This window comes from Flavobacterium davisii, assembly GCF_019565505.1.
GTDB classification, from domain to species: domain Bacteria; phylum Bacteroidota; class Bacteroidia; order Flavobacteriales; family Flavobacteriaceae; genus Flavobacterium; species Flavobacterium davisii.
Window position 1 is genome coordinate 2,187,223 of record NZ_CP067378.1, and the last position, 13,174, is coordinate 2,200,396.

Sequence of the window (13,174 nt, forward strand, 5' to 3'; positions counted from 1 at the left end):
ACAATAGTACAATGAACGTATCATTTTTACTTGTTTTATTATTATTCGGATCAGTTGCCACTTATTTATCAGGAAATAAGTTCGCAAAGAGTGTAGCCCTTATCGTTAGTTTAGCTGCCACCGTATTCTCTTTTTATACCTTGAATGTTTTTCAAAGTGCTAGTAATCCTAGTTTTATTCATCAATGGATTGAATATCCTAATATATATGTAGCGTTAAAAGTAGATGGTTTATCTCTGGCTATGATCTTGTTGTCAACGATACTTACCACAATAATAATTTACACATCTTTTGGAAATTCATTTGGAAATAGTAAAGTATTCTATTCCCTAATAGTTTTTATGAATTTTGCGATGGTCGGAACTTTTTAAGTGTAGACGGATTAGTGTATTATATTTTTTGGGAGTTAGCCTTATTGCCTATCTATTTTATTGCCTTATTATGGGGAAATGGAGATTTAGAGGAGCGTAAACGTGCTATTATGAAGTTTTTTGTATTTACACTAGCAGGTTCGCTATTTATGTTAGCCGCTTTTGTGTATTTATTTCAAAAGGCAGGCTCTCTATTATTAGTAGATTTATATGCTATTCAGTTAACAGAAACAGAGCAATTATGGATATTTTCAGGTTTCTTTTTAGCGTACGCTATTAAAATTCCTATTTTTCCATTTCACACATGGCAAGCCAATACATATCAAAAAGCACCAGCTGTTGGCACAATGCTATTATCAGGAATCATGCTAAAAATGGGATTATATAGTATTATACGTTGGCAATTACCGTTAGCGCCATTAGCAGCTAAAAACTATATGAATGTATTTTTAGTATTGAGTATAATCGGGATAGTTTATGGTTCTGTAATTGCTTTAAAACAACGTAACTTAAAAAAGTTATTAGCATATTCTTCATTAGCACACGTTGGATTAATAGCTGCTTCAATCTATACACTTTCTTTAGATGGATTAAGAGGAGCCGTCTTACAAATGATTGCACATGGTTTTGTAGTAGTAGGTTTATTCTTTGCTGCTGAAGTTATAGAAAGACGTTTTAAAACCCAAGAAATTGCTGATATGGGAGGTATTCGTATTCAAGACTCAAAATTTGCTTCTGTGTTTATGATTATAATGTTAGCATCAGTGGCATTACCTTCAACTTTTAATTTCATTGGTGAGTTTACAGCTTTGTATAGCTTGTATAATATAAATATTTGGTTTGCCGTAATTGCGGGAACAACGATCATTTTAGGAGCTTTTTATATGTTAAAAATGTTTCAAAATGTGATGTTAGGTGAAACAAATGTTAAAACTTTTGAAACTATAGACTCAAAAGAGATTACTGTTTTTATAATCTTGATTGCTTTTTTATTATTTTTTGGATTATATCCAAAGCCAATCAGTGATTTAATCACGCCAGCATTAAAAGAAATCGTTTTAAAAATTAATATTATAAATTAAATTGAGATTTTGAGATTATATTTTAAAATCTAGTTTCAAAAATCTTAAATCATTATTATAGATGAATACATTAGTTGCTATATCAGGATTAGGAGTAATTGTCATGTTAGCTGAAATGCTAAATGCAAGGAAAGCTATTGTACCTATAACCATCGTTGGGTTATTAGCCATTTTAGGTTATAATATTTCTGAGTATAATCTTTTGGGAACTTACTTAAACAACATGATGTTTGTTGACCGTTTTTCTGTCGCTTTTTCTAGCTTGTTTATTGTTATTGCCATTTTTCTTATTGCAATGGGAGGTGAATTTTATAAAGAAAAAATGTCTAGAATTTCGGACTTTGTTTCTATAAAAGTTTTTCTCTTGGCAGGAGGGGTAGCCATGGTATCTTTTGGAAATTTAGCGATGTTTTTTTTAGGAATAGAAGTACTTTCTATTTCATTATATGTTTTAGCTGCAAGTAATCGTTTAAATTTACGTAGCAATGAAGCAGGAATGAAGTATTTTTTGATGGGTGCATTTGCTTCAGGTGTTATATTGTTTGGTATTACTTTAATTTATGGCGCTACAGGAAGTTTTGATTTACAAACAATTTATCAAATAGTGCATACTACAACTTATCCTCAATGGTATAATATAGGTTTGCTATTTTTGTTAATAGGAATGCTGTTTAAAGTAGCAGCTGTGCCTTTCCATCTTTGGTCACCTGATGTTTATGAAGGTTCACCTACACTTACAACAGCAACTATGGCAACTTTAGCAAAAGTGATTTCTTTGGCAACTCTATTAAAATTAACTACGATATTAGTTCCCTTTCAAACCTATCAATTTCAATTATTAATTGTAGTAATTTCTATATTGTCTATGATAGTAGGAAATTTAATGGCATTACGTCAAAATAATGTTAAACGCATGTTAGCTTTTTCAGGAATATCACATGCAGGTTTTATGTTAATGACTTTACTCATTACCAATTTAGCAGCCAATATGTTGTTTTATTATGCAGCTGCTTATGCCATTTCAGGATTAGCTATTTTTACTGTGGTTTTATATGTTACAAAAGATAAAGAAAATGAAACTATTGATCTTTTTAATGGTTTAGCAAAAACACATCCTATTGCGGCATTAGTTGTAACTACATCATTACTTTCCATGGCAGGAATTCCTATTTTTTCTGGTTTTTTTGCTAAGTTTTTCTTGTTTAATCAAATTATGAACTCTGGTTGGATAGTGTTAGTTATAGCGGCTATTATAGCGTCTATAATAAGTGTAGGGTACTATTTTAGATTAATTTTAGTTATGTACACAAAAATGCCATATAATGAAGAAAAAGCTAAAATGCCTGTCGTTTATTTAGTGTTAGGCATCATAGGTTTAATAGCTAATTTGATGATTGGTTTCTTTCCAAATGCCTTGTTATATGTAATAAGATAAAAAAATAATATTTTTAAAAAGGGAGATGTTTAAATTTTTAAATATCTCCCTTTTTTATTTATAACTGAATTATTACTTGTTCGGTTTGATTAGAAACGCATTAGGGTATTTTTTCTTTAACTCTAATAGTTTTTTTTCAGCTTCTATTCGTGTTCTAAAATTACCAATCCAAACTTTATAAATAGGAGTATGAAATACAATAGTTCCGTCTAAATTTCTATTGTTTTTACGAAATTCAATCAATGTTTTTTTAGCCTCTTCATTTTCTCCTGTGAAAATTTGAATTTTGAAATAATCATAAAGAGGAATATTGTTGTTTATTTTTCTTTTTTCATTTAAAAGTTGTTCAAATCTGGGATCTTGCTGAATGTTTTTTTGCGCATTTTGCGCGCTTATATTGATGCTGAAAAAAGAAGAAATGTAAATGTAAAACGCAGATTTACAAAATGTTAAAATATTCATAATAAATGATTTTTTAAGCAAATGTAAGGTATAATTCAAAAATAAAGCCTTTTAAATTATTTAGAACAATTATAAATTAATATTTAAGATATATTTAAGGTTTTGAGAATACTTCATAAGTCGTATTTTTGTCGGAGTTTTTTAAATGGTGTATTGTATTCAGTGCAATTTGTACTGTAGAGAATATACCAAATTTAGATGATAACCATTTAATTTATGAAAAAGGTGGGAAACCATAAATCGTTTTTAAGAGTAGTAGCGTTAAATCTAGCGTTTCTATTATCTGTTTCTTTAAGTTCTTTTGCTCAAGAACCTGCTGCTTCAGCTCCAGCTGATGCTGCTGCGGCTCCAGCTGCTGCCGGAGATGCTGCTGCGGGGAAGGCTTTGTTTAACGCAAATTGTGCAGCTTGTCACAAGTTAGATGCTAAAATGACAGGTCCGGCGCTTCGTGGTGTTGCGGAACGTCGTGATAGAGCTTGGTTAGGACAGTGGATTAGAAATTCAAAAGGTTTAATTGCATCAGGAGATGCTGATGCTGTGAAAGTTTTTGAGGAGTTTAATAAGGTTCCTATGACAGCCTTTCCTCAGTTATCAGATGCTGATATCGATAACATTATAGCCTATACTTCAGAGCCTAAAGAAGAAGTGAAAGCATCAGTAGCTGGTTCAGTTGCTAATGGTCAAAGTGCTGATTCTTCCGGTGTTTCTAACAATGTTGTGTTAGGGTTGTTAGCTGTTGTGTTAGCGGTTTTAGTAGGTATGTTGTACATGGTTTACAATACTTTACGTAAAATTTCTGCTGCTAATGGAGTAGAAGTTAAAGATCGTAAGTTAAGTTTGTTGCCTTTATGGAAATCGTTTGCTAGAAATCAATTCTTAGTGTTGGTGTCTACTATCTTATTGATTTTGGTAAGTGCTTATTTTGCTTATGGTTATTTAATGCAAGTAGGTGTAGATCAGGATTATGCTCCAATTCAACCTATTCATTACTCACACAAAATTCACGCAGGTGATAATGGTATCGACTGTAAGTACTGTCACTCTGCGGCTCGTACGAGTAAAAATGCTGGTATTCCGTCATTAAACGTTTGTATGAATTGTCATAAAAACATCTCTGAATTCCAAGGGGATAAAGATTCTACCTATGTAGAATATACTAAGGAGTTCTATACTGCAGAAATTCAGAAATTATACGATGCAGTAGGATGGGATAAAACGGCTCAAAAATATACAGGTAAACAAAAACCTGTTAAATGGGTTAGAATTCATAACTTACAAGATTTCGTATACTTTAATCACTCTCAACACGTTTCTGTTGCTGGTATCGAGTGTCAAAAATGTCATGGTCCTGTTGAGACTTTCGAAATAATGAAGCAATATTCTCCATTAACTATGGGATGGTGTGTAAATTGTCACCGTGAAACAGCTGTTAAAGTAGAAGGAAATGCCTACTATGAGAAAATCCATGCAGAACTTTCTAAAAAATATGGTGTAGACAAATTGACAGCTGCACAAATGGGAGGTTTAGAATGTGGTAAATGTCACTACTAATAATTTATTAAGAAGCTAATTTTTATATATAATATGTCATCAAACAAAAAATACTGGAAAAGTGTTGAAGAGCTAAACGAAAATAGCTCTATTGTTGAGACGCTTAGAAATAACGAGTTTGTTGAAGAGATTCCAACAGATGAGTTTTTAGGTGATGCTGCTTCGTTAGCATCTTCTAATACAACACGTCGTGATTTTCTTAAGTATGTGGGATTCAGTACAGCTGCTGCAACACTAGCTGCTTGTGAAGGTCCGGTACATAAGTCAATTCCTTATGTAGTTCAACCTGAGGAAATCATTCCCGGAATTGCAGATTATTATGCAACTTCATTCTCGGATGGTTTTGATTTCGCTAATATCTTAGTTAAGACTCGTGAAGGTCGTCCTATTAAGATTGAAAATAACAAAATGGAAGGAGCAAACTTCCATGCTAATGCTCGTGTTCATGCGTCTGTGTTATCTTTGTACGATAGCCTACGTCTCAAAAATTCGAAAATAGCAGGGAAAGACTCTTCTTGGGCTGAAGCAAATGCTATGATTAAAGCGAGTATTGCTGAAGCAAAAACGAAAGGAGGTAAAGTTGTTTTATTAACGAATACTTCTGCTTCTTCATCTACAGATCGTTTAATTAGTCAATTCTTAGCAGCTAATACAAATGCGAAGCACGTAGTATATGATGCAGTCTCTTCATCAGAAGCTTTAGATGCCTTTCAGATGATTTACGGCGAAAGAGCTTTAGCAGATTATGATTTTTCAAAAGCTAATGTAATTGTTTCCGTAGGTGCTGATTTCTTAGGTGATTGGCAAGGTGGTGGTTTTGATGCTGGTTATGCTCAAGGTCGTATCCCTCAAAATGGTAAAATGTCGAAACATTACCAGTTTGAAGCTAATATGACATTGTCTGGTGCTGCTGCTGATAAGCGTGTTCCTATGACTGTGGCGCAACAAAAGCAAGCTTTAGTACAAATTTATAACATCGTTACTGGTGCTACCGTAAGTGTTGCAAGTAATCCTGAAGTAGCAAAAGCAGCGCAACAATTAAAAGCGGCTGGTACTAAAGGTGTTTTAGTTTGTGGAATTGATGATAAAAATGCCCAATTATTAGTATTAGCGATTAACCGTGCTCTATCAAGTGAAGCTTTCATTACAGGAAATACACGTCAGATCCGTAAAGGAAATAATGCCGATGTTAAGCAATTAATTGCTGATATGAATGCAGGAGTTATTCATACTTTAATCATGAATAACGTTAATCCTGTTTATACTTTACCAAATACTAAAGAATTTACAGAAGCATTAAAAAAAGTAAAGTTAGCTGTTAGTTTCACAATGAAAGAAGATGAAACAGCTTTAGCTTCTACTATTGCTGTAGCTATACCTCATTATTTAGAATCTTGGGGTGATGTAAGCATTGTGAAAGGGAGCTACGCTATCACACAGCCTACTATCCGTCCATTGTTTGATACAGTTCAATTTCAAGATGCTTTATTATCTTGGATAGGAAATGGTCAATCATACTACGATTATATCCGTGGCGCTTATGCTGGTGCTAAAACTTGGAACCAATTAGTTCATGATGGAGTTGAATTTACAGCTCTGCCATCTGCTTCAGGTACAAGTGCTGATTTCAATGCAGCTGCAGTAGTTTTAGCTAATGCTAAATCAGCTGGTATGGAATTAGTTTTATACACTAAAACGGGTATGGGTGATGGACAACAAGCTAACAACCCTTGGTTACAAGAGTTTCCAGATCCAATTACACGTGCTTCTTGGGATAACTATGTAACTATGTCTAAGGCTGATGCTGAAAAATTAGGTATTGAAAACTGGAATGTTGCAAACGGAGGTCTAAATGGACATACAGCTACTCTTACTGTAGGAGGTGTGAAGTTAGAAAATGTGCCAGTAATGATCCAGCCAGGCCAAGCTAAAGGAACTATCGGTTTAGCTTTAGGTTATGGACGAAAAGCTTCTTTAAAGAAGAAATGCAAGTAGGAGTTAATGCTTATCCTACTTACATGAATTTTAATACAGTACAAAATGTTTCTGTTGAAAAAGGAAATGATGAACATGAATTTGCTTGCGTACAGTTACAAAAAACTTTAATGGGTCGTAATGACATTATTAAAGAAACTACTTTAGAAATTTTTAATACAAAAGATGCTGCTGAATGGAATGTAATGCCTGTAGTATCTTTAGATCATAAAGAAGTTCCTTCTACTTCGGTAGATTTATGGGAGTCTTTTGATAGAACAATTGGTCATCATTTTAATTTATCTATCGATTTAAGTTCTTGTACAGGTTGTGGAGCATGTGTTATTGCATGTCATGCAGAAAACAACGTTCCAGTAGTAGGTAAATCAGAAGTAAGAAGAAGCCGTGATATGCACTGGTTACGTATCGACAGATACTATTCTTCTGAAACTACTTTTGAAGGCGATAATGAGAAAAAACATTCAGCTTCTGGATTATTAGATTCAAGAAACAAATACATCGAGTTAGAATCTGCTTCAGAAAATCCTCAAGTAGTGTTCCAACCAGTAATGTGTCAGCACTGTAACCACGCTCCATGTGAAACTGTATGTCCAGTTGCGGCTACTTCTCATGGTCGTCAAGGTCAAAATCACATGGCATATAACCGTTGTGTGGGTACTCGTTACTGTGCAAACAACTGCCCTTATAAAGTGCGTCGTTTCAACTGGTTCTTATACAATAAAAATGAAGAGTTTAACTACCACATGAATGATGATTTAGGTCGTATGGCATTAAATCCAGATGTAAACCTACGTTCTCGTGGAGTTATGGAAAAATGTTCAATGTGTATCCAAATGACTCAAGCTACTATCTTAAAAGCCAAAAATGAAGGACGTGTAATTCAAGATGGTGAATTCCAAGTAGCATGCTCAAATGCATGTACATCTGGTGCTATGGTATTTGGTGATGTAAATGATAAAAATTCTCAAGTTGCTAAATTAGCAGCAGGAGAACGTTCTTACCATTTATTAGAACATATTGGAACACAGCCAAATGTGGTTTACCAAGTTAAAGTTAGAAATTAATATTAATTGAAATAAGATAAAGGATTATGTCGTCTCATTACGAAGCACCTATCAGAAAGCCTTTAGTACTTGGTAGCAAAAGCTACCATGATGTAACGGTAGACGTAGCTCGTCCTGTAGAAGGAAAAGCGAATAAACAATGGTGGACAGTATTTTATATCGCATTAGCTATGTTCCTTTGGGGAGCTAGCTGTATGCTATACACTATAACCGAAGGTATTGGTACCGGGGTTTAAATAAAACAGTAGGTTGGGCATGGGATATTACCAACTTTGTATGGTGGGTAGGTATCGGTCACGCAGGTACACTAATTTCAGCTGTATTGTTATTATTCCGTCAAAAATGGAGAATGGCTATTAACCGTTCTGCTGAAGCAATGACTATTTTCTCAGTAGTTCAAGCAGGTCTATTTCCTATTATTCACATGGGACGTCCATGGTTAGGTTATTGGGTGTTGCCTATTCCGAACCAATTTGGTTCGTTGTGGGTTAATTTCAACTCGCCTTTATTATGGGACGTATTCGCAATTTCAACGTATTTATCAGTGTCATTAGTTTTCTGGTGGACTGGTTTATTACCTGACTTTGCTATGTTACGTGACCGTGCAGTAACGCCATTTACAAAACACATTTACTCTATATTATCTTTCGGATGGTCGGGTAGAGCAAAAGACTGGCAACGTTTTGAAGAGGTTTCTCTTGTATTAGCTGGTTTAGCTACTCCATTAGTACTTTCGGTACACACTATCGTATCATTCGACTTCGCTACTTCGGTTATTCCGGGATGGCATACAACTATCTTACCTCCGTACTTCGTTGCGGGTGCGATTTTCTCTGGATTCGCCATGGTAAATACGTTACTTATCATCATGAGAAAAGTATCGAACTTAGAAGATTATATTACTATCCAACACATCGAGTTAATGAATATCGTTATCATGATTACAGGTTCAATCGTAGGTTGTGCCTATATCACGGAGTTATTCGTTGCTTGGTATTCAGGAGTTGAATACGAACAATACGCATTCTTAAACCGTGCTACAGGTCCTTACTGGTGGTCATATTGGGCGATGATGACTTGTAACGTGTTTTCTCCACAGTTCATGTGGTTCAAGAAATTAAGAACGAGTATCATGTTCTCATTCATCATCTCTATAGTTGTAAACATAGGTATGTGGTTTGAACGTTTCGTAATCATCGTAACATCATTACACCGTGATTATTTACCATCTTCATGGACAATGTTCTCACCAACATTTGTAGATATAGGTATCTTCGTAGGTACAATTGGTTTCTTCTTTGTATTGTTCTTATTGTATTCAAGAACATTCCCTGTAGTAGCTCAAGCAGAGGTTAAAACTATCTTGAAAACTTCAGGTGATAACTACAAAGCTGATAGAGAAAAAAAGGGTCATAATCACGATAATCACTAATAAGTCATGAGTCATAAAGTTATACATGCACTATATAATGATGATGATGTCTTAATGGATGCTGTAAAAGCTACCCGTAAAGCACACCACCATATCGAAGAAGTCTATACTCCATTCCCGGTTCACGGTTTAGATAAAGCAATGGGGTTAGCACCTACAAGAATTGCTATTGCAGCATTCTTATATGGATGTACTGGTTTATCATTTGCCACTTGGTTATTAAATAATATTATGATTAATGATTGGCCTCAAGATATTGGAGGTAAACCAAGTTTTGCATTTTATCAAAATATGCCAGCTTTTGTGCCGGTAATGTTTGAAGAAACTGTATTTTTGCAGCCCATTTAATGGTAATTACTTTTTATATGAGAAGTAAATTATGGCCATTTAAAGAAGCTGAAAATCCAGATGTACGTACAACAGATGACCACTTTCTAATGGAGGTTGCTGTTAATAATAATGAAGACGAATTAACTTCTTTCTTACAAAGCACAGGTGCTGTGGAAGTAAAAGTGGTAGAAAAGCATTAATAAAATTATGAGAAGAGTAGTATATTCCTTAACAGCAATAATGGGGTTATCTTCATTACTGTTTTCATGTAAAAGTGATGATAAGCCAAACTATCAGTTTTTTCCAAACATGTATGAGTCTGTAGCTTACGAGACTTATTCAGAATCAAATGCTTTTAAAAATGGTAAAGAAGGACAGTTGCCAGCTCAAGGTACAATCAAGAGAGGCTTTGTTCCTTATGAGTTGCCAAATACTCCAGCTGGGTATGAAGCATCTAAAGCAATGAAGTCACCTTTGGATTCTTCTGCTGTCAATATCGAAAAAGGTAAAGAATTATTTGATATTTACTGTATCTCCTGTCATGGTGAAAAAGGAGATGGTAAAGGTAAATTAGTTCAAAGAGAAAAGTTCTTAGGGGTACCTAGTTATAAAGACCGTGCTATTACAGTAGGTAGCGTTTTTCACGTAGAAACCTATGGTTTAAATGCAATGGGTTCACATGCTAATCAATTGAATAAAAAAGAAAGATGGCAAGTGGCTGAGTACGTAATGAAACTTAAGTCTGAATTAAAATAATAAAATACGCGATTGAGTTATGTATACATTTTCAAGCAAATTAAGAACCTTATCATTTGTCCTAATGGCACTTGGTCTTTTAGGAATAGGGTATGGTTTTTTCAATGCACCTAAGACTACTGAGGACGTAGAAAAAATATTAGCAGCTGATGCACATGGAGAACACCATGCTGCACCAGCTAACGCTGAAATTAAGCATGAAATGACTTCCGAGCATAAAGAAGAAACTCATGCTGATAAAATGACAACAAATGATTCTGACGCAACTTCTACAAACAAACAAGATACCTTATCTGAAAAAGTAGAGGCTGTACACACAGAAATAGCTTCTCATGAAGAAAAAGTAGCTGAACCTATTGAAGGAAAACATGAAATAGCTTCACATGATGATCATAAAGAACATATTGAGCATGTTTTTCATCAATTGCAAAATAAGCCATGGGCCGCATTATATGTAGGAGCATTATTTGTATTCCTAATTTCATTAGGAGTATTAGCATTTTATGCCATTCAATGGGCTGCTCAAGTAGGTTGGTCTCCAGTATTATTTAGAGTAATGGAAGCAATCACATCCTATATAGTACCCGGTGGTATAGTAGTATTTGTAATTTTAGTACTAGCAGGAATACATATCAATCATTTGTTTATTTGGATGGATCCTGAAGTAGTTGCCCATGATCATTTAATTAAAGGAAAATCAGGCTACCTAAACGTACCTTTCTTTCTAGTTAGAGCTGCTATCTTCTTGGGAGGTTGGATTTTTTACCGTTATTATACTCGTAAAAATTCATTAGCTTTAGACGAAACAAAAGATTTATTATATTACAAAAAGAATTTTAAAGCATCTGCAGCATTTTTAGCATTCTTTCTAGTATCAGAATCAATGATGTCATGGGATTGGATCATGTCAGTAGATCCACACTGGTTCTCTACATTATTTGGATGGTATGTATTTGCTTCTTTCTTTGTGAGTGGTATTACAGTAATTGCTTTAATTACTTTATACCTGAAGACAAATGGATATTTAGAGTTCATCAATAATAGTCATTTCCATGATTTAGCTAAGTTTATGTTTGGTGTTTCTGTATTTTGGACTTATTTATGGTTCTCCCAATTCATGTTAATGTGGTACTCAAACATTCCAGAAGAAGTTACTTATTTTAAATTTAGAATTGAAAATTATAATCTACCATTTTTTGGTATGGTTGCAATGAATTTCATCTTCCCATTGTTAATTTTAATCAATTCTGATTTCAAACGAGTGCCTTGGATTATTACGATGGCTGGTGTGGTTATCTTATGTGGTCACTATTTAGATTTTCATAATATGATTTTTCCTGCCACAGTAGGAGATCAATGGTTTATTGGTGCAGCAGAAATTGGATCAGTAATTTTCTTTGCAGGGTTATTTATTTACGTTGTATTTAGCACTTTATCTAAAGCACCTTTATTAGCAAAAGGAAACCCTTATATCGAAGAAAGTAAACATTTTCATTATTAATAATTAAACAAGAAAACAGATGACAACTTTGTTGGTTCTAACAGTTTTAGTCTTATTATCGGTTGCTATATGGCAAATGACTAAAATTTTCGACTTGACTCAAGTAGGTAGAAACAGTGATGATTCACAAATTGCTACCGATAATGATAATAAAGTTCATGGATATTTAATGATTGGTTTTCTTGGATTCCTTTACATTTTTATGATCTATGGATTGTTAAAATGGGGACATTTAGCTTTAGGTACACCAGCATCTGAACATGGACCTGATTATGATCGCTTAATGGGAATTTCATTAGGAATTATATTTTTAGTACAAGCAATTACACAAGTGCTATTACATTACTTTGCGTTCAAATATCGAGGTGAAGAAGGTAAAAAAGCTTTATATTACGCGGATAATGACAAATTAGAATTTATTTGGACTATTATACCTGTGATAACTCTAGCGGGTTTAATTCTTTACGGACTTTATACTTGGACAAATATTATGTTTGTTGATAAGGATGAAGATGTAATAGTTGTTGAATTATACGCAAAACAATTTAGTTGGGAGGCACGTTATGCAGGTAAAGATAACGTATTAGGTAAAGCTAATGTAAGATTAATTGAAGGAGTTAATACGCTAGGTGTTGATCTAAATGATCCAAATGCGCAAGATGATATTGCAGTTCAAGAATTACACATACCTAAAGGGAAAAAAGTGTTATTTAAATTGCGTTCACAAGACATTATTCACTCAGCCTATATGCCTCACTTTAGAGCGCAGATGAACTGTGTGCCAGGTATGGTTACGGAGTTTGCTTTTACTCCTACTGTAACAACAGATGAAATGCGTCAAGACCCTGCAATCGTAGAAAAAGTAGCTGCAATCAATAAAATAAGAGCTAAAAAAAGTGCTGAGTTAGTAGCAGAAGGTAAAACAGCATTAGATCCTTATACATTTGATTATTTAGTTTTATGCAATAAAATTTGTGGAGCATCTCACTACAATATGCAAATGAAAATTATTGTAGATACACCAGATCAATTCCAAGCATGGTTAAAAGACAAAGGAACTATTGTTAAAGCAGTAAAAGAAGAACAAGCTGCAAAAGCAGCTGAAGCAGCAGGAGCAAAAAAGAAATGGAAGCTCCTAAAAAAGCAGATACTGTAGTGGTAGCTGAAGTAGCTGACTCAACAGCTGTTAAAAAAT

At 34.1% G+C, this 13,174-nt stretch carries 6 protein-coding genes and 4 pseudogenes; 9 read left to right on the forward strand and 1 reads right to left on the reverse strand.

The genetic code is table 11. The annotated features are described in order from the left end of the window. Positions 1-11 precede the first annotated feature (11 nt). Both JJC05_RS10525 and JJC05_RS10530 read left to right on the forward strand, forming a co-directional pair. Positions 12-1,453, forward strand: a pseudogene (locus JJC05_RS10525) (complex I subunit 4 family protein). Between the two features lie 61 nt (positions 1,454-1,514). Continuing rightward, positions 1,515-2,888, forward strand: coding sequence for an NADH-quinone oxidoreductase subunit N (locus tag JJC05_RS10530; RefSeq protein ID WP_105195317.1), 1,374 nt, complete (start codon positions 1,515-1,517; stop codon positions 2,886-2,888). Positions 2,889-2,960: 72 nt separating this feature from the next. Here JJC05_RS10530 and JJC05_RS10535 read toward each other — a convergent pair whose 3' ends face one another. Continuing rightward, a complete protein-coding gene (locus JJC05_RS10535; RefSeq protein WP_105195316.1) occupies positions 2,961-3,350 on the reverse strand; it encodes a sporulation protein in 390 nt (129 codons plus the stop codon). A gap of 216 nt (positions 3,351-3,566) precedes the next feature. On the opposite strand from JJC05_RS10535, the gene JJC05_RS10540 reads away from it, so the two are divergent. From JJC05_RS10540 to JJC05_RS10570, 7 genes and pseudogenes are all read left to right on the forward strand, one after another. After that, entirely contained in the window at positions 3,567-4,901 is a 1,335-nt protein-coding gene (locus tag JJC05_RS10540; protein WP_105195315.1) for a c-type cytochrome, read from the forward strand. 33 nt (positions 4,902-4,934) lie between these two features. After that, positions 4,935-7,960 (forward strand): annotated as a pseudogene (locus tag JJC05_RS10545) (TAT-variant-translocated molybdopterin oxidoreductase). Between the two features lie 26 nt (positions 7,961-7,986). Further along, positions 7,987-9,392 (forward strand): annotated as a pseudogene (gene nrfD / locus JJC05_RS10550) (NrfD/PsrC family molybdoenzyme membrane anchor subunit). Positions 9,393-9,398: 6 nt separating this feature from the next. After that, a pseudogene (locus JJC05_RS10555) lies at positions 9,399-9,922 on the forward strand (DUF3341 domain-containing protein). 7 nt (positions 9,923-9,929) lie between these two features. Further along, positions 9,930-10,478: a c-type cytochrome gene (locus JJC05_RS10560; RefSeq protein ID WP_088391662.1), complete on the forward strand. Its 549-nt coding sequence runs from the start codon at positions 9,930-9,932 to the stop codon at positions 10,476-10,478. A gap of 19 nt (positions 10,479-10,497) precedes the next feature. Further along, positions 10,498-11,979: a cation-translocating P-type ATPase gene (locus JJC05_RS10565; protein WP_105195313.1), complete on the forward strand. Its 1,482-nt coding sequence runs from the start codon at positions 10,498-10,500 to the stop codon at positions 11,977-11,979. Positions 11,980-11,998: 19 nt separating this feature from the next. After that, positions 11,999-13,135: a cytochrome c oxidase subunit II gene (locus JJC05_RS10570; protein ID WP_235877357.1), complete on the forward strand. Its 1,137-nt coding sequence runs from the start codon at positions 11,999-12,001 to the stop codon at positions 13,133-13,135. Positions 13,136-13,174: the final 39 nt, after the last annotated feature.

What these genes read in the sequence shown, in the direction of transcription:
- JJC05_RS10530 (WP_105195317.1), top strand. Translation starts at nt 1,515, where the DNA reads ATGAATACATTAGTTGCTATATCAGGATTAGGAGTAATTGTCATGTTA.
- JJC05_RS10535 (WP_105195316.1), bottom strand. Translation starts at nt 3,350, where the DNA reads ATGAATATTTTAACATTTTGTAAATCTGCGTTTTACATTTACATTTCT.
- JJC05_RS10540 (WP_105195315.1), top strand. Translation starts at nt 3,567, where the DNA reads ATGAAAAAGGTGGGAAACCATAAATCGTTTTTAAGAGTAGTAGCGTTA.
- JJC05_RS10560 (WP_088391662.1), top strand. Translation starts at nt 9,930, where the DNA reads ATGAGAAGAGTAGTATATTCCTTAACAGCAATAATGGGGTTATCTTCA.
- JJC05_RS10565 (WP_105195313.1), top strand. Translation starts at nt 10,498, where the DNA reads ATGTATACATTTTCAAGCAAATTAAGAACCTTATCATTTGTCCTAATG.
- JJC05_RS10570 (WP_235877357.1), top strand. Translation starts at nt 11,999, where the DNA reads ATGACAACTTTGTTGGTTCTAACAGTTTTAGTCTTATTATCGGTTGCT.